This is a genomic window from Pseudomonas sp. Irchel s3b2 (assembly GCF_900187445.1).
In the GTDB taxonomy this organism is placed as follows: domain Bacteria; phylum Pseudomonadota; class Gammaproteobacteria; order Pseudomonadales; family Pseudomonadaceae; genus Aquipseudomonas.
Genome location: NZ_FYEB01000001.1, coordinates 374,022 through 400,408, shown reverse-complemented (window position 1 = coordinate 400,408; position 26,387 = coordinate 374,022). Strand labels below are relative to the sequence as shown.

At 60.6% G+C, this 26,387-nt stretch carries 20 protein-coding genes; 9 read left to right on the top strand and 11 right to left on the bottom strand.

All coding sequences use genetic code 11. The features are described 5' to 3' along the window. The first annotated feature begins 3 nt into the window (after nt 1-3). Both emhB and emhC read left to right on the top strand, forming a co-directional pair. The gene (emhB, locus tag CKW20_RS01805) at nt 4-3,168 is read left to right on the top strand and encodes an efflux RND transporter permease subunit EmhB (RefSeq protein ID WP_095051403.1); all 3,165 of its coding nucleotides are present in this window, start codon (nt 4-6) and stop codon (nt 3,166-3,168) included. Next, nucleotides 3,168-4,628: an efflux RND transporter outer membrane subunit EmhC gene (gene emhC / locus CKW20_RS01800; RefSeq protein WP_095051402.1), complete on the top strand. Its 1,461-nt coding sequence runs from the start codon at nt 3,168-3,170 to the stop codon at nt 4,626-4,628. The genes emhB and emhC overlap by 1 nt, the downstream gene beginning before the upstream one ends. Before the next feature lie 524 nt (nt 4,629-5,152). Here the strand turns inward: emhC and CKW20_RS01795 are convergent. From CKW20_RS01795 to CKW20_RS01785, 3 genes are read right to left on the bottom strand one after another with little or no spacing between them, the layout of a single operon-like run. Next, the gene (locus tag CKW20_RS01795; protein ID WP_095051401.1) at nt 5,153-5,902 is read right to left on the bottom strand and encodes an enoyl-CoA hydratase-related protein; all 750 of its coding nucleotides are present in this window, start codon (nt 5,900-5,902) and stop codon (nt 5,153-5,155) included. Between the two features lie 31 nt (nt 5,903-5,933). Then, nucleotides 5,934-6,869 (bottom strand): iron-sulfur-binding ferredoxin reductase, encoded by a 936-nt coding sequence (locus tag CKW20_RS01790; RefSeq protein WP_095051400.1) that lies wholly within the window; start codon nt 6,867-6,869, stop codon nt 5,934-5,936. Next, the gene (locus CKW20_RS01785) at nt 6,862-7,968 is read right to left on the bottom strand and encodes a GGDEF domain-containing protein (protein ID WP_095051399.1); all 1,107 of its coding nucleotides are present in this window, start codon (nt 7,966-7,968) and stop codon (nt 6,862-6,864) included. Before CKW20_RS01785 ends, CKW20_RS01790 begins: the two co-directional genes overlap by 8 nt. A 486-nt stretch (nt 7,969-8,454) precedes the next feature. Here CKW20_RS01785 and CKW20_RS01780 point away from each other — a divergent pair, with 486 nt between their 5' ends. From CKW20_RS01780 to CKW20_RS01760, 5 genes are all read left to right on the top strand, one after another. Continuing rightward, complete coding sequence (locus tag CKW20_RS01780) at nt 8,455-9,978, top strand: fumarate hydratase (RefSeq protein WP_095051398.1); 1,524 nt, start codon at nt 8,455-8,457, stop codon at nt 9,976-9,978. 202 nt (nt 9,979-10,180) lie between these two features. After that, complete coding sequence (locus CKW20_RS01775; RefSeq protein ID WP_095052237.1) at nt 10,181-11,941, top strand: ATP-binding protein; 1,761 nt, start codon at nt 10,181-10,183, stop codon at nt 11,939-11,941. Beyond that, nucleotides 11,941-13,266, top strand: coding sequence for a sigma-54 dependent transcriptional regulator (locus CKW20_RS01770; RefSeq protein ID WP_095051397.1), 1,326 nt, complete (start codon nt 11,941-11,943; stop codon nt 13,264-13,266). Before CKW20_RS01775 ends, CKW20_RS01770 begins: the two co-directional genes overlap by 1 nt. 314 nt (nt 13,267-13,580) lie before the next feature. Further along, on the top strand, nt 13,581-14,900 hold the full coding sequence (locus CKW20_RS01765) for an MFS transporter (RefSeq protein ID WP_095051396.1): 1,320 nt from the start codon (nt 13,581-13,583) through the stop codon (nt 14,898-14,900). Nucleotides 14,901-15,144: 244 nt separating this feature from the next. Beyond that, on the top strand, nt 15,145-15,774 hold the full coding sequence (locus tag CKW20_RS01760; protein WP_095051395.1) for a flavin reductase family protein: 630 nt from the start codon (nt 15,145-15,147) through the stop codon (nt 15,772-15,774). Here the strand turns inward: CKW20_RS01760 and CKW20_RS01755 are convergent, their stop codons facing one another. Continuing rightward, nucleotides 15,775-16,005, bottom strand: coding sequence for a hypothetical protein (locus tag CKW20_RS01755; protein WP_052967297.1), 231 nt, complete (start codon nt 16,003-16,005; stop codon nt 15,775-15,777). It abuts the gene before it with no gap. 41 nt (nt 16,006-16,046) lie between these two features. Continuing rightward, entirely contained in the window at nt 16,047-16,400 is a 354-nt protein-coding gene (locus CKW20_RS01750; RefSeq protein ID WP_095051394.1) for an antibiotic biosynthesis monooxygenase family protein, read from the bottom strand. A 335-nt stretch (nt 16,401-16,735) separates the two neighbouring features. On the opposite strand from CKW20_RS01750, the gene CKW20_RS01745 reads away from it, so the two are divergent. Continuing rightward, entirely contained in the window at nt 16,736-17,665 is a 930-nt protein-coding gene (locus CKW20_RS01745) for an AraC family transcriptional regulator (RefSeq protein WP_095051393.1), read from the top strand. A 125-nt stretch (nt 17,666-17,790) separates the two neighbouring features. On the opposite strand, the gene CKW20_RS01740 is transcribed toward CKW20_RS01745, so the two are convergent. From CKW20_RS01740 to CKW20_RS01715, 6 genes are all read right to left on the bottom strand, one after another. Next, nucleotides 17,791-18,846 carry an ABC transporter ATP-binding protein gene (locus CKW20_RS01740; RefSeq protein ID WP_095051392.1) on the bottom strand — a complete coding sequence of 352 codons (1,056 nt, stop codon included), beginning with the start codon at nt 18,844-18,846 and terminating at the stop codon, nt 17,791-17,793. 13 nt (nt 18,847-18,859) lie between these two features. Beyond that, nucleotides 18,860-19,708, bottom strand: a complete 849-nt coding sequence (locus tag CKW20_RS01735; RefSeq protein ID WP_095051391.1) for an ABC transporter permease — start codon at nt 19,706-19,708, stop codon at nt 18,860-18,862. After that, the gene (locus CKW20_RS01730; protein WP_095051390.1) at nt 19,705-20,613 is read right to left on the bottom strand and encodes an ABC transporter permease; all 909 of its coding nucleotides are present in this window, start codon (nt 20,611-20,613) and stop codon (nt 19,705-19,707) included. Before CKW20_RS01730 ends, CKW20_RS01735 begins: the two co-directional genes overlap by 4 nt. A gap of 192 nt (nt 20,614-20,805) precedes the next feature. Continuing rightward, nucleotides 20,806-21,909, bottom strand: a complete 1,104-nt coding sequence (locus CKW20_RS01725) for an ABC transporter substrate-binding protein (protein ID WP_095051389.1) — start codon at nt 21,907-21,909, stop codon at nt 20,806-20,808. 218 nt (nt 21,910-22,127) lie between these two features. Next, nucleotides 22,128-23,588: an aldehyde dehydrogenase family protein gene (locus CKW20_RS01720; RefSeq protein WP_095051388.1), complete on the bottom strand. Its 1,461-nt coding sequence runs from the start codon at nt 23,586-23,588 to the stop codon at nt 22,128-22,130. Next, nucleotides 23,585-25,222 carry a 5-guanidino-2-oxopentanoate decarboxylase gene (locus CKW20_RS01715; RefSeq protein ID WP_095051387.1) on the bottom strand — a complete coding sequence of 546 codons (1,638 nt, stop codon included), beginning with the start codon at nt 25,220-25,222 and terminating at the stop codon, nt 23,585-23,587. Before CKW20_RS01715 ends, CKW20_RS01720 begins: the two co-directional genes overlap by 4 nt. 159 nt (nt 25,223-25,381) lie before the next feature. Here CKW20_RS01715 and CKW20_RS01710 point away from each other — a divergent pair, with 159 nt between their 5' ends. After that, a complete protein-coding gene (locus CKW20_RS01710; protein WP_095051386.1) occupies nt 25,382-26,263 on the top strand; it encodes a LysR substrate-binding domain-containing protein in 882 nt (293 codons plus the stop codon). The last annotated feature ends 124 nt before the right edge of the window (nt 26,264-26,387 follow it).

Genomic DNA, 26,387 nt, shown 5'->3' with positions numbered 1-26,387 from the left:
ACCATGTCGAAATTTTTTATCGACCGTCCGATTTTCGCCTGGGTGATTGCCCTGGTGATCATGCTGGTCGGGGCTCTATCGATCCTCAAACTGCCGATCAACCAATACCCGAGCATTGCGCCTCCGGCCATTGCCATCTCGGTGACCTACCCAGGCGCGTCCGCACAAACCGTGCAGGACACCGTGGTGCAGGTGATCGAGCAACAGCTCAACGGTATCGACAACCTGCGTTATGTCTCGTCGGAAAGTAACTCCGATGGCAACATGACCATTACCGCGACCTTCGAGCAGGGCACCAGCTCTGATACCGCGCAGGTCCAAGTGCAGAACAAACTGAACCTGGCCACCCCGCTGTTGCCGCAAGAAGTGCAGCAACAGGGCATCCGCGTGACCAAATCGGTGAAAAACTTCCTGATGGTCATCGGCGTGGTATCGCGCGACGGCAGCATGACCAAGGACGACCTGTCCAACTACATCGTGTCTAACATGCAAGACCCGATTTCGCGCACCGCCGGTGTTGGTGACTTCCAGGTCTTCGGTGCTCAGTACGCGATGCGGATCTGGCTCGACCCGGCCAAGTTGAACAACTTCAACCTGACCCCGGTGGACGTGAGAACCGCGATCGCGGCGCAAAACGTCCAGGTCTCGTCCGGTCAGCTCGGCGGCTTGCCTGCCCTGCCCGGCCAGCAACTGAACGCTACGATCATCGGCAAAACCCGCCTGCAAACCGCCGAGCAGTTCAAGGCGATCCTGCTGAAGGTCAACAAGGACGGCTCGCAAGTGCGGGTCGGCGACGTTGCGGAAGTTGCTCTGGGCGGTGAAAACTACTCGGTCAGCGCCCAGTTCAATGGCGCCCCGGCCTCCGGCCTGGCGGTAAAACTGGCCAACGGTGCCAACGCCCTCGACACGGCGAAAGCCCTGCGCAAAACCATCGACGACCTGAAACCGTTCTTCCCGGAAGGGATGGAAGTAGTGTTCCCGTACGACACCACTCCGGTGGTGACCGAGTCGATCAAGGGTGTGGTTGAAACCCTGGTCGAAGCGATCGTACTGGTGTTCCTGGTGATGTTCCTGTTCCTGCAAAACTTCCGTGCCACCGTCATCACCACGATGACCGTGCCCGTGGTATTGCTCGGTACGTTCGGGATCCTCGCGGCGTTCGGCTTCAGCATCAACACCCTGACCATGTTCGGTATGGTATTGGCCATCGGTTTGCTGGTGGACGATGCCATCGTCGTGGTGGAAAACGTCGAACGGGTCATGAGCGAAGAAGGCCTGTCACCCAAGGAGGCCACCAAGAAATCCATGGGGCAGATCCAGGGTGCGCTGGTCGGTATCGCCCTGGTGCTGTCGGCGGTACTGTTGCCGATGGCGTTCTTCAGTGGCTCCACCGGTGTGATCTACAAGCAGTTCTCGATCACCATCGTCTCGGCCATGGCCCTGTCGGTACTGGTAGCGTTGATCTTCACCCCGGCGCTCTGCGCCACCATGCTCAAAGCGATTCCGAAGGGTGAGCACGGCACACCGAAACGCGGCTTCTTCGGCTGGTTCAACCGCAGCTTCGATCGTGGCGTCAAAAGCTACGAGCGCGGTGTGGGCAACATGCTCGCGCACAAGGCTCCGTACCTGCTGGCGTACCTGATCATCGTGGTCGGCATGATCTGGCTGTTCACCCGTATTCCAACGGCGTTCCTGCCGGAAGAAGACCAGGGCGTACTGTTTGCCCAAGTGCAGACCCCGGCCGGTTCCAGCTCCCAGCGCACGCAAGTGGTCGTGGACGAAATGCGCGAATTCCTGCTGCGTCCGAGCACGGAGGGTGGCGAAGGCGACGCGGTGGCCTCGGTGTTTACCGTGACCGGCTTCAACTTCGCCGGCCGTGGCCAGAGTTCGGGCATGGCGTTCATCATGCTCAAACCATGGGACGAACGTAACGCCGACAACAGCGTGTTCAAACTGGCGGCCCGCGCCCAGCAGCACTTCTTTACCTTCCGCGATGCGATGGTGTTTGCCTTCGCCCCGCCGGCGGTACTGGAATTGGGTAACGCCACCGGTTTCGACGTGTTCCTGCAGGACCGCGCCGGTATCGGTCACGACAAGCTGATGGCGGCACGTAACCAGTTCCTCGGCATGGCGGCGCAAAGCAAGGTTCTGTCGCAAGTGCGTCCTAACGGCCTGAACGACGAGCCGCAATACCAGCTGGAAATCGACGATGAGAAGGCCAGCGCCCTGGGCGTGACCCTCACCGACATCAACAACACCCTGTCGATTGCCTTGGGCAGCAGCTATGTGAACGACTTCATCGACCGCGGTCGCGTGAAGAAGGTTTACATCCAAGGCTTGCCCGGTGCGCGCATGAGCCCCGAAGACCTGAAGAAGTGGTACGTGCGCAACAGCGCCGGCACCATGGTTCCGTTCTCGGCGTTCGCCAAGGGTGAGTGGATCTACGGTTCGCCGAAACTGGCCCGTTACAACGGCGTGGAAGCGATGGAAATCCTCGGTGCCCCGGCACCCGGTTATTCCACGGGTGAAGCCATGGCCGAAGTCGAAGCCCTGGCCAAGAAACTGCCGGCCGGCGTCGGTATTTCCTGGACCGGCCTGTCGTATGAGGAACGTCTGTCCGGCTCGCAAGCGCCAGCGTTGTACGCCTTGTCGCTGCTGATGGTGTTCCTGTGTCTGGCGGCGCTGTATGAAAGCTGGTCGATTCCGATCGCGGTGATGCTGGTGGTACCGCTGGGGATTATCGGTGCGCTGATGGCGACCAGTCTGCGCGGTCTGTCCAACGACGTGTACTTCCAGGTGGGGCTGTTGACCACTATCGGTCTGGCGGCGAAAAACGCCATTCTGATCGTCGAGTTCGCCAAGGAACTGCATGAGCAAGGACGTAGCCTGCGCGATGCCGCGATCGAAGCCTGTCGGATGCGTCTGCGACCGATCATCATGACTTCGCTCGCGTTCGTGCTCGGCGTGGTCCCACTGGCCATTTCCACGGGCGCAGGTTCGGGTAGCCAGCATGCGATCGGTACCGGTGTGATTGGCGGTATGATCACGGCCACTGTGCTGGCGATCTTCTGGGTCCCATTGTTCTTTGTCACCGTGTCGTCCATGGGTCAGCGCAAAATCGCCGACCAAGATGATGACGCCATTGAACCTTCTAAAGAGGCTGGCTAATGAGCAAGTCGCTACTCTCCATCGCAGTCGCCGCCTTCGTGCTGAGCGGCTGCTCGCTGATACCCGATTATCAGCAACCTGAAGCACCGGTGGCGGGCCAATACCCGCAAGGCCCGGCGTATTCGCCGGCCCAGGCGCCCAACCAGGCCGCCGCCGAACAAGGCTGGAAGCAGTTTTTCCACGACCCGGCGCTGCAACAACTGATTCAGACCGCGCTTGAGAATAACCGTGACCTGCGCGTCGCGGCGCTGAACATCGACGCTTATGCGGCTCAATACCGCATCCAGCGTGCCGATCTGTTCCCGGCCGTTTCGGCCACCGGCAGCGGCAGCCGTCAACGCGTCCCGGCACGGGCCTCGCAGACTGGTGAAGCGGGCATCACCAGCTCCTACTCGGCCACCGTCGGCATCAGCGCCTACGAACTCGACCTGTTCGGTCGGGTGCGCAGCCTGAGCGAAGAAGCCCTGCAGAAGTACTTCGCCACGGAAGAAGCGCGCCGCAGCACGCAGATCAGCCTGGTGGCCAGTGTGGCCAATGCCTACCTGACCTGGCAGGCTGACAAGGAGCTGCTGAAACTGACCCAGGAAACCCTCGGTGCCTACGAGGAGAGCTACAAGCTCACCTCGCGCAGCAACGAAGTGGGTGTAGCCTCGGCGCTGGATCTGGCCCAGTCGCGTACCTCGGTGGAAAACGCCCGTGCGCAACTGGCCAAATACACCCGTCAGGTTGCCCAGGATGAAAACAGCCTGGTGCTGCTGCTCGGCACCGGTATCCCGGCCAATCTGCAAGCGGCCAAGCCACTGTCGGACGACGTGCTGAGCGAAGTGCCGGCCGGCCTGCCGTCGGACTTGCTGCAACGTCGTCCGGACATTCTTCAGGCCGAGTACAACCTCAAGGCTGCCAACGCCAACATCGGCGCGGCACGGGCTGCGTTCTTCCCGAGCATCAGCCTGACCGCCAATGCCGGCTCCCTGAGCCCGGACCTGTCCGGTCTGTTCAAGGGCGGTTCGGGCACCTGGTTGTTCCAGCCACAAATCAATCTGCCGATCTTCAACGCCGGCAGCCTGCGCGCCAGCCTGGATTACTCGAAAATCCAGAAAGACATCGGCGTGGCGAACTACGAGAAGTCCATTCAAACGGCCTTCCAGGAAGTCGCCGACGGCCTGGCCGCACGCCAGACTTACACCGAGCAGTTGCAGGCTCAGCGTGACTTCGTCAGCGCCAACCAGGATTACTACCGTCTGGCCGAGCGTCGTTACCGCATCGGTGTCGACAGCAACCTGACCTTCCTCGACGCCCAGCGCCAACTGTTCAGTGCCCAACAAGCGCTGATCACCGACCGTCTGGCGCAGCTGACCAGCGCGGTCAATCTGTACAAAGCGTTGGGCGGTGGCTGGAATGAACAGACGGCGAAGAACGAGCCGTTGAAAGAAGAAGCGCCGAAGATGAAATTGTTCTGATAGCGCGGTAAACACGAAGCCCACCGATTGGTGGGCTTTTTGTTGGCTATAGGAAAAGTTGTATTGGCCATGTTGGCCTCATTCGGCCAACAAACTACCGTCGGCTCCCATGATGCGGCTAACGACCAGCCGGGCCGGCAAAGGCTCTCCGGACTTGTGCAAGGTCTTGCGTTCGGACCTGTCCTTGAGAAACGGCTGAGCCTTGCGGGTCAATACGACTGAGGTTTCCCCAACCCATTGAATGGCGGGCTTTCCCTTGTATTCAACTTGCGGGTTTCCCTATAAGTGAGCCCGCTACCAATCTTGCTCAAAGGTTGGGATTGACCTTCGTAACTCGCCGTGGAGCCCGCCTTCACGCGTAACAGCCAGTGCCAGCCATCGGCTTGCCAGCGTCTCATGTGAGCCACTGAGTCGGCTTCTCTCTAGCCCGGTCATTTGATATCCATGCCGTCCTTTTATAGACCAGGATTGGGATTTGTGTAGATACCTATGCCGCGATGAGGCCAGTACAATCAGCGGAAAACTCAATGGCGCTTGATAAACCCGGTCAACGCCGCCATCGCTTCCGGCGAACGCAACCGCTGGGTGAACAATGCACCCTCTTCTTCTATTACCTTGCGCAACAGTTCTCGATCCGGCGCTTTCATCAGTTGTTTACTGATGCGCACGGCCTCCGCCGGCAAAGACTCGAATCGCAACGCCATCTCCCGCGCCTTGGCCAACGCGGCTTCGCCACTGCCCAAGGCTTCAGTCGCTATCCCCCACGCTGCCGCCTGTTCACCACTGAACGCTTCGCCGAGCAACAACAACTGCGCCGCTTTGGCATGCCCGAGCAAGCGCGGCAGGATCAGGCTGGAACCGAACTCCGGGCATAACCCCAGATTGACGAACGGCATGCGCAACCGCGCATCCGTGCTGACATACACCAGATCGCAATGCAGCAGCATCGTCGTACCAATCCCCACCGCCGCACCGGCCACGGCGGCGATCACCGGTTTACGGCACTCCAGCAAATTGAGCATGAAGTGGAATACCGGGCTGTCGAGGTTGCTCGGGGGTTGCTGAAGGAAATCAAAAATATCGTTGCCGGCAGTGAAACACTCAGCGCCACCGGTGATCAGCACCGCATTGATTTCGGGGTCGGTGTCGGCTTGCTTCAAAGCCTCGGCCAGGTGGCTGTACATGGCGCGAGTCAGGGCGTTTTTCTTCTCGGGGCGATTGATGCGCAGGGTCAGCAGACCGCGCTCGCGTTCAAATCGGATGGTATCGGGCATGGTGAGTCTCGCGTCGTTAAACGATCAGCACTCAACCACGGGGTAGAAAGACATCCGCCAGCAGTTGATTGCGCGGCAAACCGGCCAGGTACAGGCGCCGGGCAAAGGCGTCGACGCTGTCGGGGGCTCCGCAGACTAAGGCCAGGGTTTGCCGCGAAACAAGGCGCAGTTGCGCCAAAGCCGCGGGCAACTCGGCCGCGGTCCAGAGCTCGACCGTCAGGTTTTCACGGCCGTCGGCCATGGCTTGCAGGGGTTTGGCCAGATAATGCTCATCCGCATCATGGGCCAGATGAATGACACGGATAGCGCCCTGGTGATCCTGACGCAATGCTTCGCGCAAAATACCGAACAACGGCCCCAGACCGGTACCGGCCGCCAATAACCACAGTGGTCGGATGTGCCAGTCCGGATCGTAATGCAGTGCCCCGCCGCGCAACTCGCCGAGGCGGATCGGATCGCCGATTTTCAAGCGGCGTGCCGCATCACTGAATTCCCCCGGTTGCCGGCAATCGAGGTGGAACTCCAGAAAGCGGTCTTCTTGCGGGAGGCTGGCCAGGGAATACGGCCGCGCCACCTGACCCGCCCACAACACCAGGTGCTGCCCCGCCTGATAGCGCAATGCTCGTTCGCTGGTCAGGCGCAAACGCAAGACGCTGGGGCTCAGCCAATCGCTGGCGACCACCTGAGCGGCAAGGCCATCACGCAGCGGGTCAAAGGTTTCAATTTGCAGATCGTCGACCACCTGGCATTGACAGGCCAACCGCCAACCCTTTTGACGCTGCTCATGGCTCAAGGCATCGGGACGGCTGTCGCTGGGCAAACCCTCGACACACTTGACCAGGCACGCATGGCAACTGCCGGCGCGGCAGCTATAGGGCACCGACACGCCGTTCTGATTCAAGGCATCGAGCAGATTGCTGCACGCCGCCACCGTCCATTGACGTTCGCCGACCCGTAACTCAGGCATCGACATTCTCCCAGGCTGCCGCGCAACGGTTACGGCCATCACGCTTGGCGCGATACAGCGCCTGATCGGCGCGGTGCAAGGCGTCATCCAGATCGTCGCCCGGTTCCAGCAAGGTCATGCCCGCCGACAGGCTGAGGTTGCTGACATCCAGACCAACCAATTCGACATCCATGAAGGCCATGCGCAATCGCTCGCAACACGCCGTCAGGCGCTCGGCGTCGCAATCGGGCAACAGCACCACGAACTCTTCACCGCCATAGCGGGCCAGAATATCGCCATCGCGCAGGCACGCGGTGGCCACCCCGGCAAACGCTTGCAGCACCTGATCGCCGGCGGCGTGGCCATGAACATCGTTGATGCGTTTGAAATGATCGAGGTCGATCAGCGCCAGGCCATGTACCACACCGACTTCCATGGCGTGCAACTCGCGGGAGGCCAGGCGCAGGAAATGTCGGCGGTTGAACAGCCCGGTGAGTTCGTCGGTCGCCACCAGGCCTTCGAGCTGGCGCATCATGCCGCGCAGGGTGTCTTGATGCGCCTGCAGGGCGAACCGCCGCTGACGCATACGCTGGCGCGACATCTGCACGTAACGGGCGTAAAGCACCAGCCACCCGAGCACCACAAACAGCACGCACACCTGCAACAGCCCAAGCGTCGGATTGGGTCGCTGAAAGTGGTAACCCTCCCACAAGGTGATGGCGCTGAAACTGAAAAACACCAGCGACGCGCACCGCACGAACGCAATGCGCGAAAGATGAAACAACCCGAACAACAGAATCAGCAGATAAAACACCAGAAACGCGCCGCGCGCCTCGTCCAGATGGGCGATCAGCCAGGTCTGCCAACCCAGCCCCAGCAGTATTTGTACTTCGGTCAGGCTGGGGTCGGAAAAACGCAGGTTGCAGCCGCTGGAGAACACCGCGAACACCACCACTTGGCTGAGCACCACCAACGCGCTGCCCATTGCCATGCTGGTGAGGGACTCTTGGTAATGACCGGTGAAAAACGCCACCCACAGCAGCAGCAAAGCCAGGGCGTAGGTGCCAGCTGCGAGGGCGAAGCGTTTGAGCAAAAGCCGCTGAATGGCGTTATGGGTCAATCGTTGATTCACCGTGGGAAAGGAGGCTGATCGAGTGTCCTACTCTACAGGCCGGATGCCACTTTAGTGGCGACTCCGATAAATGACCATTCAATTTTTGGGGGCAGAAAACTGGCGTCAAAGCCATGACACGAACAGGTGTGAACCATGTCCCCGGTCCAAACAATAACCTGTGGCGAGGGGGCTTGCCCCCGTTCGGCTGCGCAGCAGTCGTAAAGTCTGCCAATGCGGTGTGTGTGTGTGTGCCTGAAAGAATGTCGGGGAGCGCTTCGCACTCCAGCGGGGGCAAGCCCCCTCGCCACAGGCAAGCCTCCTCGCCACAAAATCCGGCGCGTGTACAGGCCATCGAGGCGCGGTATACTGCCGCGCCTTTTTAGCGTCGCGCCAGCATACCCGGCGTGCCTTGAAAGGTGCTTGCAGCCGACCGATGCACCCAAGCTGCAAGCACCTTATTGAATGTTCCCGTCTTTTAGAGGAGCGCGACTCATGACCGTGATCAAGCAAGACGACCTGATTCAGAGCGTTGCCGACGCCCTGCAATTCATTTCCTACTACCACCCCGTGGATTTCATCCAGGCGATGCACGAGGCCTACCTGCGTGAAGAATCGCCGGCAGCTCGCGATTCCATGGCGCAGATCCTGATCAACTCGCGCATGTGCGCCACCGGCCACCGCCCGATCTGCCAGGACACCGGTATCGTTACCGTGTTCGTGCGCGTGGGCATGGACGTTCGTTGGGATGGCGCCACCATGGGCCTGGACGACATGATCAACGAAGGCGTGCGCCGGGCTTACAACCTGCCGGAAAACGTCCTGCGTGCCTCGATCCTCGCCGACCCGGCGGGCGCTCGCAAAAACACCAAGGACAACACCCCGGCCGTTATCCACTACTCCATCGTTCCGGGTAACACCGTGGAAGTGGACGTGGCAGCCAAGGGCGGCGGTTCCGAGAACAAATCGAAAATGGCCATGCTCAACCCGTCCGACTCGATCGTCGACTGGGTACTGAAGACCGTTCCGGAAATGGGCGCTGGCTGGTGCCCTCCGGGCATGCTCGGCATCGGCATCGGCGGCACAGCCGAGAAAGCCGCTGTCATGGCCAAGGAAGTGTTGATGGAATCCATCGACATCCATGAGCTGAAGAAGCGCGGCCCGTCCAACCGTATCGAAGAGATGCGTCTGGAGTTGTTCGAGAAGGTCAACCAACTGGGCATCGGTGCCCAGGGTCTGGGTGGCCTGACCACCGTGCTCGACGTGAAGATCATGGATTACCCGACCCACGCCGCGTCCCTGCCGGTGTGCATGATCCCGAACTGCGCCGCCACCCGTCACGCACACTTCGTGCTCGACGGTTCCGGCCCGGCCTCGCTGGAAGCGCCACCGCTGGACGCCTACCCGGAAATCGTCTGGGAAGCCGGCCCATCGGCCCGTCGCGTCAACCTCGACACCCTGACCCCGGAAGACGTGCAGAGCTGGAAGCCGGGCGAAACCGTCCTGCTCAACGGCAAGATGCTCACCGGTCGCGACGCGGCGCACAAGCGCATGGTCGAGATGCTGAACAAGGGTGAAACCCTGCCGGTGGATCTGAAAGGTCGCTTCATCTACTACGTCGGCCCGGTCGATCCGGTCGGTGACGAAGTGGTCGGCCCTGCCGGTCCTACCACCGCTACGCGGATGGACAAGTTCACCCGTCAGATCCTCGAGCAAACCGGCCTGTTGGGCATGATCGGCAAATCCGAGCGCGGCCCGACCGCCATCGAAGCGATCAAGGACCACAAAGCCGTTTACCTGATGGCTGTCGGCGGCGCGGCTTACCTGGTGGCGCAAGCCATCAAGAAGTCCCGCGTGGTGGCTTTCGCCGAACTGGGCATGGAAGCGATCTATGAGTTCGACGTCAAAGACATGCCTGTGACCGTTGCGGTCGATAGCAAGGGCGAGTCGGTACACATCACCGGTCCTGCAATCTGGCAGCAAAAGATCAGTGAAAGCCTGGCGGTGGAAGTGCAGTAAGCACCTCCCCGCTACCGAAAAAGGCCGGGCCGTCTTCCCAGACGACCCGGCTTTTTTTTGGATAACGATTTAACCCTTCGATCCAGGCTGCCACTTCGACTTTTTGGAGAAAGCGCTGGCGTCTGAACACATCATGCCGGGACGAAGAATGCGCGGCCTCATGGTATGGTGCCAGCCCATCCTTCAACCTGTTTCCTACAGCATGCTGCCGACTTCCCGTACCCTGCGCCTGTCGTTGTACTCCTTGCTGATCATCGCCGGTGCGGTGCTCGCCGCTACGCTAGCCATCCGTCACACCGAACGCCAAGCGTTGGTGGAAGATGCCGCGCGGGCCAATCAGCAACTGGCGCTGTACGCCAACTCGCTGCACACCCTGATCGAGCGCTACCGAGCCCTGCCCGCCGTATTGGCGCTGGACCCGGAACTGCGCGCCGCGCTAAACGGTGAAGTGAGCCCCGAAGAGCAGCTTGCATTGAATCGCAAACTGGAAAAAATCAACGGCGCCGCGCAGTCGTCGACCCTCGAATTACTGGATCGCACCGGCCTGGCCGTGGCCGCCAGCAACTGGCGTTTGCCCAGCAGTTACGTCGGCCACAACTACGGTTTTCGCCCCTACTTCAGTCAGACCCGCACCCAAGGCACTGGGCGCTTTTATGCGGTGGGCGTCACCAGCGGTATTCCCGGTTACTTCCTGTCCAGCGCGGTGACCAGCGACAGTGGCGAGTTCCTGGGTGCCATGGTGGTGAAACTCGAGTTTCCGGAACTTGAGCGCGAATGGCGTCAGGGCAGTGACACATTGCTGGTCAGCGATGCCCGCGGGATTATCTTCATCGCCAACCAGCCAGGCTGGCGTTACCGCCAATTGAAACCGCTGAGCGACAGCGACCGCGCCGAGCTCAAAACCACCCGCCAATACGACAAACAGCCGCTGACCCTTCTTGACTATCAATCGGTGCAGCGCTTCGATGACAACAGTGATCTGAAGCGGGTCAATGGCCCCGACGGGCCGGCGGATTACCTCTGGGAATCGCTGCCACTGGCCGCTGAAGACTGGACCTTGCACTTGCTGCGTCGCCCGCAGGTCACATTCGAAGACCGCCGCAACGCCGGGCTCGCCGCCGCCGGGGTGTGGCTGGCAGTGGTGTTTTTGCTGCTGTTCCTCAACCAGCGCTGGCGTCTGGCCAGGTTGCGCCAGCGCAGTCGCGAAGAACTCGAGCGACTGGTGGAAGAACGCACCCGGGATTTGCGCACCGCTCAGGACGGGCTGGTGCAATCGGCCAAGCTCGCGGCCCTCGGCCAGATGTCTGCCGCGCTGGCCCATGAAATCAATCAGCCGCTGACCGCGCAGCGCATGCAGCTTGCTACTCTGAGGCTGCTGCTCGATCACGGCCGTGTCGAGGATGCCTACAAGGCACTGAAACCGGTGGACGACATGCTCACGCGCATGGCCGCCCTCACCGGCCACCTGAAAACCTTCGCGCGCAAAAGCCCCAGCGGTTTGCGCGAACGGCTGGACCTGGCGGCGGTGGTCGATCAATCCTTGCAGTTGCTGGATGCGCGCCTGCGTGACGAGCACATCAGCACCGTGCTCCATCTGACCCGCCCGGCCTGGGTGCGTGGCGATGCGATTCGTCTGGAACAGGTGCTGATCAACCTGCTGCGCAATGCCCTGGATGCAATGCACGACAAACCCTGCAAGCGTCTGGAAATCCGCCTCGAAGCCGATGAACAATTGTGGCGCCTGAGCGTCGCCGATAACGGTGGCGGCATTGCCGACGAGAACCTGGGGAAGGTGTTCGATCCATTCTTCACCACCAAACCGGTGGGTGATGGCCTGGGCCTCGGACTGGCGGTCTCCTTCGCTATCGCTCACGAAGCGGGCGGACGCCTGAGTGCCGACAATGGCGAAAACGGCGCGGTGTTCACCCTGACGTTGCCCATTGATCTGGAGGTGCCTGCTTGATGCTCAATTCGGTGATGGTGGTCGATGACGAAAGCAGCATCCGCAGCGCCGTCGAACAGTGGCTGAGTCTCTCAGGTTTCGAAGTGCAGCTGTTCAGTCGCGCCGATGCGTGCCTGGCGCAACTGCCGAAGCATTTCCCCGGGGTAATCCTCAGCGACGTGCGCATGCCCGGCATGACGGGGCTGGAGCTGCTGGCCGAAGTCCAGCGCCGCGATGCCGATTTGCCGGTGATCCTGCTGACCGGTCACGGTGATGTGCCGATGGCCGTCGAAGCGATGCGCGACGGCGCCTACGATTTCCTTGAGAAACCCTTCAGCCCGGAAACCCTGCTGAGCAGCCTGCGCCGCGCCTTGGACAAGCGCCGGCTGGTGCTGGAAAACCGCGCTCTGCATGAACAGGCGGACAATCGCGCCAAACTCGATGCGACGCTGCTGGGAGTGTCCCGTGGCTTGCAAACACTGCGCCGGCAGGTGCTGGATCTGGCGACGCTACCGGTCAACGTGTTGATCCGTGGCGAAACCGGCAGCGGCAAGGAATTGGTTGCCCGTTGCTTGCACGACTTCGGTCCCCGCGCAGATAAACCCTTCGTGGCGCTGAACTGCGCGGCGATTCCCGAGCAGTTGTTCGAGGCCGAACTGTTCGGCCATGAGAGCGGCGCGTTCACGGGCGCCCAGGGTAAACGCATCGGCAAGCTCGAATACGCCGACGGCGGCACGCTGTTTCTCGATGAAATCGAAAGCATGCCGTTGGCCCAGCAGGTGAAATTGTTGAGGGTATTGCAGGAACAGAAGCTTGAGCGATTGGGCTCCAATCAGAGCATCCACGTAGACTTGCGGATCATTGCCGCGACCAAACCCGACTTGCTGGATGAAGCGCGGGCCGGACGTTTTCGCGAGGACTTGGCCTATCGATTGAACGTCGCCGAGTTGCGTCTGCCGCCGTTGCGCGATCGGCGTGAAGACATTCCACTGCTGTTCGAATTCTTCGCGCAGAGTGCCGCCGAGCGTTTGGGGCGCACCTTTGCGCCCTTGAGCGGGCCGCAACTGAGCCATCTGTTGAGCCACGACTGGCCGGGCAATGTGCGCGAACTGGCGAACGTCGCCGAGCGGCAAGTGCTGGGCCTGGGCGAACCGGAGCCGGTGGGAATCGATCCCGGCCAGTCACTGGCGGCACAGCAGGAAGCTTTCGAAGCGCATTGCTTGCGCGCGGCATTGACCCGGCATAAAGGTGATGTGAAAGCGGTGCTTGAAGAGCTGCAACTGCCGCGCCGTACCTTTAATGAAAAGATGCAACGGCATGGACTGACGCGCGAGATGTTCATCTGACACGCCCCCCCCAAACACCCCGAACGCCACGGACACCCCGGACCTGTAGGAGCGAGGCTTGCCCGCGAAGCTTTTAGCGGTCCTGATGGCCTCTTCGCGGGCAAGTCGGATCGCCGCATCGCTCGCTCCTACAGGGGTCGGTTTTGCGCGGAAATCCGCTCGTTACCTTGTGCGCAATAAGCGGATTTCCGCTCAACAAAATCCGCTACCCCCTCTAAACCGGTCCTCCTCCCCTTTGGCACAGCTCCTGCTATAGCTCCAGCAGGCTGCGTTTTAACGCGCTCCACAAAAACAATTAAACGAAGGATCCTTCAATGGATAACTCCAACGCCTTGCCTCTTGGGTCGGCTGCCCTGCCGGCCAAAGAAAGAACCACCGCCAGCCGGATCAAATCGATCTTCAGCGGCTCTGTCGGCAACATGGTCGAGTGGTACGACTGGTATGTCTATGCCGCCTTCTCTTTGTATTTCGCCAAGACCTTTTTCCCCAAAGGCGACACCACCGCACAACTGCTGAACACCGCCGCGATCTTCGCCGTGGGCTTCCTGATGCGCCCGATCGGTGGCTGGCTGATGGGCCTGTATGCCGACAAAGTCGGGCGCAAAAAGGCCCTGATGGCCTCGGTCTACCTGATGTGCTTCGGCTCGCTGCTGATCGCCCTGAGCCCGAGCTATGAAACCATAGGTATCGGCGCGCCGATCCTGCTGGTGTTCGCCCGTTTGTTGCAAGGCCTGTCGGTCGGTGGCGAGTACGGCACCTCGGCCACTTACTTGAGCGAGATGGCTACCAAGGAACGTCGTGGCTTCTTCTCCAGCTTCCAGTACGTGACTCTGATCTCCGGTCAACTCATAGCGCTGGGCGTGCTGATCGTGCTGCAAAACTTTCTGACCACCGAGGAGCTGTACGCCTGGGGCTGGCGCATCCCGTTCGCCATCGGCGCGCTGTGTGCCGTGGTCGCGCTGTACCTGCGTCGCGGTATGGAAGAAACCGAGTCGTTCACCAAGAAAGAAAAGTCCAAGGAAAGCGCGATGCGCACCTTGATGCGTCATCCGAAGGAACTGATGACCGTGGTCGGCCTGACCATGGGCGGCACGCTGGCGTTCTACACCTACACCACGTACATGCAGAAATACCTGGTGAACACCGTCGGCATGAGCATTTCCGACTCCACCACCATTTCCGCGGCCACGCTGTTCCTGTTCATGTGTTTGCAACCAATCATCGGCGGGCTGTCGGATAAAATCGGGCGCCGACCGATCCTGATTGCCTTCGGCATTCTGGGAACGCTGTTCACCGTGCCGATCCTGACCACCCTGCACACCATCACTACCTGGTGGGGCGCGTTTTTCCTGATCATGGCGGCGCTGATCATCGTCAGTGGTTACACCTCGATCAACGCGGTGGTCAAAGCTGAACTGTTCCCGACCGAAATCCGCGCCCTGGGTGTTGGCCTGCCGTATGCACTGACCGTATCGATCTTCGGCGGCACCGCTGAATACATCGCGCTGTGGTTCAAGAGCATCGGCATGGAAACCGGTTACTACTGGTATGTCACCGCGTGCATCGCGGTGTCGTTGCTGGTGTACGTGACCATGAAAGATACCCGCAAGCATTCGCGGATCGAGACGGATTAAGTCAGCCCACGCAATAAAAACAGGGGCAGACCTTAACGGGTCAGCCCCTGTTTTTATTGCGTCGACACAGAACCCTGTAGGAGCGAGGCCTGCCCGCGAAGGCGATTTCAAATTCAGCATCGATGTGTCTGACACGACGCCTTCGCGGGCAAGCCTCGCTCCTACAGAGGTTTGTATCGCTGGAAATAACGTAGTCGTCCTTGCACTATTGGCGCATCCCGAACGCAGCCCAGGAATTGTTTACATGCCCGACGCCATCCATTTCTACGAACCCGCCAACGGCCATGGTCTGCCGCATGATCCGTTCAACGCCATCGTCGGCCCGCGCCCTATCGGCTGGATTTCCTCCCAGGATGCCAACGGTCGCCTGAACCTGGCGCCCTATAGCTTTTTCAACGCCTTCAACTACATTCCGCCGATCATTGGTTTTTCCAGCGTCGGGCGTAAAGACAGTCTGAACAACATCGAGCAGACCGGCGAATTCGCCTGGAACCTGGCGACCCGGCCGCTGGCCGAGCAGATGAACCAGAGCTGCGCCATGGTCGGGCCTGAAGTCGACGAGTTCGAACTCTCCGGGCTGACCACCGCTGCATCGAAAATCATTCAGGTGCCACGGGTCGCCGAAAGCCCGGTGTCCTTCGAGTGCAAGGTCACGCAGATCATTCAGTTGCAGCGCGCAAACAAGGAAATGGTGCCGAGCTGGCTGATTCTCGGCGAAGTGGTCGCCGTGCACATCGCCAAATGGCTGTTGAAGGATGGGGTGTACGACACCGCCGCGGCAGAACCGATTCTGCGCGGCGGCGGGCCGGCGGATTACTTTCAGCTGGGGCCAGAGGCATTGTTCAAGATGTTCCGCCCCGGGGCGGTCAAGTAATTACCAGAGCAGATCGGTGTCTTCTTTGACGTCTTTGAGGCGGGTCAGCTCTTTGGCCGCGGCCTCGTCGGCTTCATGAGCGGTTTTGAACGTCTGGCTTTCCAGCACTTTGTGAAAACGCGGGGCACCGGAACCACCGAGGGCTTTGACGGCAATCGCGGCGTGGTAACCGCCCTCGCCCGGTACTACTGCTGAAACGGCTTCGAAGTGTTCAAAGGCTTTGCGTGCCATGTCGCGGATCCTGGCTAATGGAGAATGGCGCCATTAAACCCTCAACCGACGAGTTTGTGTACCGCCGCCTTGGACTGGCCAAGGGCCTGGGCCGCCGAGACATCCTTGAAGGTATGGAAATCCAGGCTATTGACCACCAGCTCCTGCACCAGCTCGGCAAAAATCTGCATCGCCGGGCTGCCGAAATAAGCGGTCATGGCCTGTTGGTTGTCCCAGAAACCGGACACCAGCCACAGTTCGGAATCGCATTGCGAGTGCTGCAGGGCAAAACTCAGGCAACCCGGCGCGTTGCGCGATGGCTCGATCAGGGCGCTCAGGCGCGCACCGAGTTCTGCCGAACGCCCGGCGCGGGCGCGAACGAAGGCCATATGACTGACGGGGATTTGCGTAGACATGTTCAACCCTCCCAGGTCATCCAGTGGCAGCCGGGGACGGGCTGCGACAGGATCCAAGATTAGGCGGCGCGCCTTGGTCGTCGTTAGTCGATTCCTGCCGGCTTGTTGCACAATCCTGCGCGGCTGCAAAAAACCTCTGTAACAGCATGTAAACCACTGTCACATCGCTGCAACACGACTTTCAAGCAAGTTTTCCCGGCGCTGACCTGCCATGGCAGCCCCGCGTATTTACCTCGTGCAGAATCAGGCAAGCTTTTGGCAGGATGTGTCTACCGCTGTCCCTTGCACAAATTTAAGCTCAGCTCATTACCAACGCATCACTGAGGATGCCCAGCATGTCGTCGCTCGATCATTTTCAAGCCCCGCTGGATGCCGACATGGAAAAACAGCGCGCGGAACTGGCCGCCCTCATCCGCCGTAACACGATGGAGGATGGCACTTATGCCACCGCCGTCGGTTCGCTGTTCATGTCGCGCCACAGTAAAAACCATGACTTCGCCCCAGTGCTGGCGCAGCCGGCCTTGTGCATCATGGCCCAGGGGCGCAAGGAAGTGCGGCTGGCGGATGAATACTTCAATTACGACCCGCTGAATTACCTGGTGGTGTCGGTCTCGATGCCCTTGAGCGGGCGGGTGGTGAACGTCTCGCCAGAGGAACCGATCCTCGCCGTGCGGCTGGACATCGACCCCGCGGAAATCACCGCGCTGATTGCCGACGCCGGCCCCATCGGCGTGCCCACACGGCCCACGGGCCGCGGCCTGTATGTCGAGCGGATCGACTCGGCAATGCTCGACGCCGTGTTGCGGCTGGCGCGTTTGCTCGACACCCCCAAAGACATCGCCATGCTGGCGCCGCTGATTCGCCGGGAAATTCTATATCGCCTGTTGCGCAGCCAGCAGGGGCATCGGTTATATGAAATCGCAATCGCCAACAGCCAGAGCCATCGCATCAGCCAGGCGATCAAATGGCTTAACGGCAATTATGAGCAACCGCTGCGCATCGATGATCTGGCGCGGGAAGTGAACCTGAGCGTGTCGACACTGCACCACCGGTTCAAGGCGATGACGGCAATGAGCCCACTGCAGTATCAGAAGCAGTTGCGCCTGCAAGAGGCGCGGCGGTTGATGCTGGCTGAAGGGCTGGAAGCTTCGGCGGCGGGTTATCGGGTCGGGTATGAAAGCCCTTCGCAATTCAGCCGGGAGTACAGCCGGTTGTTCGGGGCGCCGCCGTTAAGGGATTTGGCGCGGTTGCGGTTGAGCGTGTAATCAGATTTGCACCCCCCCTGTAGGAGCGAGGCTTGCCCGCGAAGGCGATTTCATATTCAACATTAGTGTTGGCCGATAAGACGCCTTCGCGGGCAAGCCTCGCTCCTACGGATTGGTGGTGTTTTTTAGGCGCTTAGTACTCGGCAAGCCTCAGCCGGCAATGTCACTGACACCGGATTGCCAATGCTCAACCCAACCCCCTGACACGGCGTGCTCAACGCGGTAAACGACACCCCGGAACACTCGACGGTGGTTTCAATCGTCGCACCGATATCCCGCACAAAGGTCACCTTCCCAAGCAAGCGATTCCCCGCGGTGGCCTGGGGTTGCGACAGTTGCAGGTCCTCCGGGCGAATCAGCATTTTCACCTTCTCCCCCACCACAATGCTGCTGCAGATCGGCACTTGCAGCGCATCGCCACCGGGCAAGCTGACCTTGCCGTTACCCAGCGCCGTGGCCGGGAAAATATTCCCCGAACCGATAAAGTCCGCGACGAATTCATTGGCCGGATGCCGATAGATTTCAATCGGCGTACCCACCTGCTGCACCCGATGTTCACCCAGCACCACCACGATGTCAGCCATGGTCATGGCTTCGCGCTGGTCGTGGGTGACCATGATGGTGGTGATGTTCAAACGTTGTTGCAGCTGACGGATTTCCACCTGCATCGACTCACGCAACTTGGCGTCCAGCGCCGACAGCGGTTCGTCGAGCAGAAGGATTTTCGGCCGCGAGGCAATCGCCCGGGCAATCGCCACGCGCTGACGCTGACCGCCGGAGAGTTTCGCCACCGGGCGATCGATCATTTCCTGCAGCTGAATCAGCTCCAGCAACTCCACCACCCGCGCCTTTTGATCAGCCTTGCTGACCCCGCGCAGTTTCAGCGGATAGGCGATGTTCTCCCCCACCGTCATGTGCGGAAACAGCGCCAGCGATTGAAACACCATACCGAAATTACGTTGATGCGCCGGCGTGTGGCCGATGTCTTCGCCGTCCAGGCGAATCTCGCCACCGGTCAGGGTTTCAAGCCCGGCAATCATCCGCAGCAAGGTGGTTTTACCGCAGCCCGAAGGGCCGAGAAAACACACCAGTTTGCCCTCGGGCAAATGCAGGTTCACATCCTTTACCGCGCAGGCCGAGCCGTAGTGTTTCTCGACGTTTTCCAGAATCAGACCAGTCATGTTGCACCTCAAATCAAAAGGAAACGCCACCTTCGCCAACCAGCTTCTCCAACGCCCAAATCAGGACGAAGTCGATCAGCACGATCAGCACGGCAAACGAGAAAACGGTAGGGTCGAGCGAAGACACGGTGCGACTGTACATCCAGATCGGCACGGTCATGACGTCGATGGTGTAGAGGAAATAGGTCACGGTGAATTCGTTGAACGAGACGATGAACGCCAGCAGCATGCCCGCCAGAATCCCCGACTTCATCAACGGCACCACCACATCGACAATCGCCCGAGTCGGTGAAGCGCCGAGCATTTGCGCGGCCTCTTCGACTTCGCTGCCGATGGAGAGCATCGCCGCGGTGCAGTTTTTCACCACGAACGGCAGCGCCAGAATCACGTGGGCAATCACCAGTCGCGAGGTGGTGATGTGGAACGGCAGGCTGTCGAACACCAGCAACAAGGCCAGGCCCAACACCACCATCGGGAACACCAGTGGCAGCGACATCAATTGCAGCGCCACGGCCTTGCCGCGGAACTCGCAACGGGTCAAGGCATAGGCTGCCGGCACCGCGATAATCGTGGCGAAAACCATGGTCAGGCAGGCCACCATCAAACTGGTGGTCATGGCTTTGCCGAGGCTCAGCACGTCGCTGGAATCCGGCGACACGAAGGTGTTCCAGGCGGCCTCGTACCATTGCAAGCTGTAGCTGCTGGGCGGAAAGTCGAGGTTCGACGCGCCGCTGAACGACATGACGATCATGGTCAAAATCGGCAGCACTGCCAGCAGCAAAATGAAGCCCGACAGGATGCCGGCGAACTTGCCGGTATCGCCCGGCAGCAGCGAGTGGCGCTTCTTGATCAGGGTGCTCATTGGGAAGCCTCCAGCATGCGCCGACGACAGCCGGTGATGTATTCGGACAAGGTCATGATCGCCAGGGTGGTGACGATCAGCACCACACCGGCAGCGGACGCGGCGGGCCAGTTCATCAGCGGGGCGATCTGGTCATGCACCATCACCGCCAGCATCGGCACGCGCCGACCACCGAGCAGCAGCGGCACCACAAAACTACTGGCGTTGTAGGCGAACACCAACGTCGCGCCAGTGATAATCCCCGGCAAACTCATCGGCAACACCACTTGGCGAAACACCTGCAAGCGACTGGCGCCGAGGGTGGCAGCGGCTTCTTCATAAGTGCGAGCGACGCCGCGCATGGCGCTGGCAATCGGCAGCACGGCCAACGGGAAGGCGGTTTGCACCAGCCCCATCAATACGCCGTTCTGGTTGTACAGCAGCATGATCGGGCGTTTGATCAAACCCAGACCCATCAGCGCCTGATTGAGCATGCCGCCGGGGCCGAGAATCACCAGCCAGCCGTAGCTTTGCAGCAGCAGGTTGACCAGCAAGGGCAGCAGCACCGCCGCGAGGAAGATCCGTCGCACGAACGGTGAGGTTAGCCGCGACATGGTGTAAGCCACCGGGATCGCCAGCAGCACCGCAATCACCGCGCTGATCAGCGCCAGGCGCAACGTCAGCAGCAACGATTTGAGGTAATAGGGTTCCAGCAATTGCGCGTAACTGGCCAGGCTGAACCCGGTCCACTCCGCGCCTTTGGTACCGACGCTCATGCGCAGCACTAGCAGGCTGGCGGCAATCAGCACGCCGAGAAACAGCATCGACGGCGAGAGAAAAAACCACGCACGCGCCGTCGGTGAGACACCCCGATTGGCGCGCGTTGGTACGGCGCTTAGCGGATGGGTCAGAGGTTGGTGTTCCATAGCAAGGGTCTCGTCAATGGAAAGCAGCTGACAAACACAAGACTTGAAACCACCTGGGTCCCTGTAGGAGCGGGCTTGCCCGCGAAGGCTGAGTGCCAGTCACTTAAATGCTGGATGTGCCGACGCTTTCGCGGGCAAGCCCGCTCCTACAAGGGATCTTCAGTGGTTTGAAGACCTGTGTTCGCCACTCGATCAGGAAGAAAAGATTTCCGTGTAACGACGAATCCATTGGTCATGCACGGTGGCCAGGAAGGCGTTGTCGTGCATGCTCGCCTTCTCGGCAATCTGCTCCGGCGTGAGGATGTAGGGGCTCTTGCGCGCTTCGGCGGAGATGATTGCCTTGGCGTTGACCGGGCCGTTGTAGATGTCTTCGGCCATCTTGCCCTGCACCAGCGGGTCCAGAGAGTGGTTGATGAAGGCGTAGGCCAAATCGATATCGCCCGGGCGATTCTTCGGCATCACCGACAACATCAGGTCGGTGTAGAAGCCTTCCTTCATGCCGAAGGTGGCGCCCAGGCCGTAGGCCGGATCGCGAATCTGTTTTGGGAAAAACGCTGGCGCGTACAAGCCGCCCATGTCCAGCGAACCGGTGCGGAACAGCTCGGCGATCTGGTTCGGGTTTTCACCCAGGGTCACGACGCGATCTTTCAGCTCGGCGAGTTTCTTGAAGCCTGGCTCGATGTTGTGTTCGTCACCACCGGCCAGTTTGGCGGCGATGATGATCAGGTCCATGGCCTCGGTCCAGTTCGGTGGCGGCAGGAAGATATTCGGCGACAGCTCCGCGTCCCACAGTGCGGCGTAGCTCTGCGGTGCCTCTTTGATGGTGCGGGTGCTGTAGACCAGGCTGTTGCACCACAGCAGGTAACCGATGCCGTGACCGTTGGCGCCGGTGCGGTATTGCTCCGGCACGTCGATCAGGTTAGGGATGCGGTTGAGATCGGGTTTTTCCAGCAGATTGGCGGCGGCCAGACCTTCGGCGCCGACGCCGGCCAGCGTGATGATGTCGTACTGTGGACGATCACCGCCGGCCTTGAGCTTGGCGACCATTTCCGAGGTGCTGCCGGTGCGGTCGGCGATGACTTTGCAGCCGTACTTGGCTTCGAAGGTCGCGGCGATGTTGCGTAGTGCCGCAAGGCCGGTGTCATCGGACCAGGTCAGCAAGCGCAAGGTCTTGCCCTGGAAGCGTGTATCGCTGGCATTGGCCTTGATGAACGGCATGCTCATGGCCGCCGCAGCCACGGACGCTACGCCCACGGTTTTGATGAATTGACGTCTGTTCAGATCGTGCTCGCCCATGAAGGACTCCCTTTGTTTTTTTAAGTATGAGGTTGGTCGCAACCGTTGCATCCGCGCGGCCAGATCCGCTTCAAGCCCCCGGTTTCAATGGGCCTTGGCGATGCCAGCGGGTTCATCCTGAGGTCGTGCAAAACACCTGACTATCGATAAAAACTCATTGAAGCCATGACGCTGGTGCATGCCTCATCGCGAGGCATGCGCTCACCTTTTTCGTGCTGTCAGACGGCCCGAATCACGTGTTTTATTTCCTGGAAAGCCTGCAAGCCCCACGGCCCCAGTTCACGGCCGATGCTGCTCTGTTTGTAGCCACCCCAGGCGGTCTGCGGGAAGATCACTTGCGGCGCGTTGATCCACACAAGCCCCGCCTGCAAAGCGTTGGCGACCCGATCGGCCGCTTCGGCGTCGCGCGTGACCACGCTGGCGACCAAGCCAAATTGGCTGTCGTTGGCCAAGGCAATTGCCTCGGCTTCAGAGGTGAAACTACGTACGCAGATCACCGGGCCGAAAATCTCTTCGCACCACAGCGCACTGTCGAGGGGCACGTCGATGAAAATGGTCGGCTGCAAAAAATAGCCGCGTGGCAGGTCTGCCGGGCGATTACCGCCGCAGATCAGCTTCGCCCCAGCGCTCAAACCACGATCGATGTGGCCCAGCACGCGTTGGTATTGCGCCTGATTGACCAGGGCGCCCATTTCCACGTTCGGGTCGAACGGGTCGGCCACGTGAATGGCTTCGGCGCGCGCCTTCAATCGCGCTACGAATTCATCCGCCAGCTCATCGGCTACCAGCACGCGGCTGGTGGCGGAACACATCTGCCCGGCGTTGAAGAAGCCGCCGCCACAGGCCACTTCCACGGCCAGCTCGATGTCGGCATCGGCGAGCACCAGCAGCGAGGATTTACCGCCCAGTTCCAGGCTCACACCCTTCACGGTTTCCGCTGCCCGCTGCATCACCTGCACGCCCACCGCGTTGCTGCCGGTGAAGGAAATCTTGGCGATGCGTGGGTCAGCCGACAGCGGTGCGCCGACAGCCAAGCCAGTACCGCAGACCAGATTGAACACACCGTTTGGCAGACCAGCCTCGGCGATGATCGTCGCCAGTTCCAGCTCCGGCAGCGGTGTCACTTCAGACGGTTTAAGCACCACGCAGCAACCGGCGGCCAGGGCCGGAGCGAGTTTCCAGGCGGTGGTGACCATCGGGAAATTCCACGGCACGATCAGCCCCACCACACCGCATGGCTCGCGGCGCAACCGGGCGCTGAAATCGTCGCTCGGCAACGCCACGGCGCTGTCCTGTTTCGCGTCCAGGCCTTCGGCCAGATCGGCGTAATATTCGAACGTGGCGATTACATCGTCGACATCAATGGCCGCTTCAAACAGCGGTTTGCCGTTGTTACTCGACTGCAACTTCATCAACTGTTCGCGACCGGCCTGTACGCCAGCGGCGATTCTGCGCAGGATCGCCCCGCGTTCGGCACCGGTGGTTTTCGACCATTCTTTGAAAGCGTTGGTCGCCGCCGTGACGGACTGATCGACAGCGTGTTCATCGCCGCCATTAACAGTTGTCAGCATCGCTTCCGTCGCTGGGTTGATCACGCGCAAATGTTCGTTGCCAGCAGACCATTGGCCGTCGATGTACAGGCCATCAAGCGTGGTCGGGAACGTCGTAGAAGAACTCATTTCGACACCGCCTTCATCCACTGAGTCTGATCGACTTCAATCAGGGTCGGACCCTGGCGATCGGTGGCTAGACGCAATGCACTGCGCAGTTCTTCGACACCGCTAACCGCCTCGGCCGCGCAGCCCAGAGCCTTGGCCACACCAATGAAGTCCGGGGTGTAAATGTCCACGCCCACCGGCTCGATGTCGCGGTTGACCATGTATTTCTTGATCTCTTCGTAGCCCTGGTTATTCCACAGCAGCACGATCACTGGCGTGCGAGCTTCTACCGCACTGGCCAGTTCCGGCAGGGTGAACTGCAGACCACCGTCGCCGATCAGGCACACCACCGGAGGGCGTGCACCGCCTTCAACGCTGCCACCGAGCCAGGCACCAATCGCCGCCGGCAAGGCGTAACCGAGGGTGCCGTAACCGGTGGACGAGTTGAACCAGCGGCGCGGGCGTTCCGGGTTGAACGTGAGGTTGCCGGTGTACACCGGTTGGGTCGAATCGCCAACGAACACCGCGTTTGGCAATTCATACAAAATGGTTTCCAGGAAGCGGGTCTGGGCCAGCGTCGGGGCGTCCCAGGTCGCGGCCAGTTCCTCGCGCAAACGCGCGGCACGCACCTGGCCCCAATCGTTGCGGCGCTCGACCAGCGACTTGTGGGACAACGCACTCAGCAAGGCCTGAGCGGCGTTGCGCGAGTCGGCGACCAACGCGACTTTCGGCGGGTAATTACGCACGGTCTGGTCCGGGTCGATGTCCACACGCAGCAGCACGCCGGGAATGTCGAAGCCGCCGGCGAAGGTGACGTCGTAGTCGGTTTCGGCCAGTTCGGTGCCGATGGCCAATACGACATCGGCCTCGGCGACCAGCGCACGGGTCGCGACCAGGCTCTGGGTCGAACCGATCAGCAGCGGGTGACTGGATTCGAGCATGCCCTTGGCATTGATGGTCAACGCTACCGGCGCATCAAGCAGTTCCGCCAGTTCAGTCAATTCAGCCGCGGCATCGATGGCGCCGCCACCGGCGAGAATCAATGGGCGCTTGGCACCGGCCAGCAAGTCGGTCATGCGGCTGATCGCGCTTGGCGCAGCACCGGCGCGGTCGATGTTCACCGGCACGCTGGCGAGCAAGTCATCGGCCTCTTCGACGAGTACGTCCAACGGAATTTCGATGTGTACCGGACGCGGACGGCCAGCCTGGAACAGCGCGAAGGCGCGAGCCAATACGCCCGGCAATTCAGCCGCCGACATCAAGGTGTGGGAGAACGCCGCCACACCGCCGACCAGCGCGCTTTGGTTCGGCAACTCATGCAGCTTGCCGCGACCGCCGCCCAATTGGCTGCGCGATTGCACGCTGGAAATCACCAGCATCGGGATCGAGTCGGCGTAAGCCTGGCCCATGGCGGTGGTGATGTTGGTCATGCCAGGGCCGGTGATGATGAAGCACACGCCCGGTTTGCCCCTGGTGCGAGCGTAACCGTCAGCCATGAAACCGGCGCCCTGTTCGTGACGCGGAGTGACGTGGTTGATGCTCGAACGGGCCAGCCCGCGATACAGCTCCACGGTGTGAACCCCGGGAATGCCGAACACCTGCTCGACCCCGTAACCTTCGAGTAACTTGACCAATACTTCGCCGCACGTCGCCATGTCTTTGCCCTTTTTGTTCGTTTGAGACGCCGGGCCTGCGCAGTGTTTATGATGGGTTGGCAGGTCCAGGGATGGCCTCATTGGAACGGGCGACACGTAGCCGCAACAATGGATAAAAAGTCATACTAGCCATGTCCTCACGTCATACCTTGGATCCCAATGAAACGATTGCCTCCCCTGCCGGCGCTGCACACTTTTCTGATCACCGCGCAGTGCTGCAACTTCACCCGGGCCGCCGAACAACTGCACATCACCCAAGGCGCGGTGAGTCGGCAGATCGCCGGGCTGGAAGATCATCTGGGGTATGAGCTGTTCATTCGTCAGGCGCGGGGCTTGAGCCTGACCGCCGAAGGACGGGAATGGCTGCCACGGGTGCAGCAGATTTTCGGCCTGATCGACGAGGCGGTGGAGCAGATCGGCGAGAGGCGCGAAACCCTGCAACTGAAAGCACCGACCTGCGTGATGCGCTGGCTGTTGCCGCGCCTGTTGCAGTGGCAAAAGGAACGCCCGGATGTGCCAGTGCAATTGACCACCACGGTGAAACACGGCGTGGACTTTCATCGCGAGCAGTTCGATGCGGCGGTGATGTATGGCGCGCCGCCGGACAATTCACTGGCCTCCCGGCATCTGTTCGATGAGCAACTGACGCCGGTGTGTTCCCGACCGATGCTTGAAGGGCCGATGGCTTTGCAGACACCGGCCGATCTGCAACAGCACTTGCTGCTGCACCCCACCCGCGATGAACGAGACTGGAACGCCTGGCTGAAGGCTGCGGATATTCGGCTGAGCAATGTCGGCAAAGGTCAGCATTTCGAAACCCTGGACCTGGCGATGTCGATGGCGTCCCAGGGGACGGGCGTGGCGATTGGCGATTGGTCGTTGATCGGCGATGACCTGAGTGCCGGACGGCTGGTCATGCCCTTTGACTTGAAGGTGAAAACCGGGTTGGCGTATTACCTGGTGTTCCCCGAGAAACCGGAACCTTCGCCGAAGTTGCGCGAATTGATGGGGTGGTTGGTGGAGCAGGCGCAAAGCCGCTAAGAGATGCTCATAGATCGTTCCCACGCTTCGCGTGGGAATGCCGCCCGGGACGCTCCGCGTCCCATCGAGAGCCGAACGCGGAGCGTCCGTTGAGGCATTCCCACGCAGAGCGTGGGAACGATCA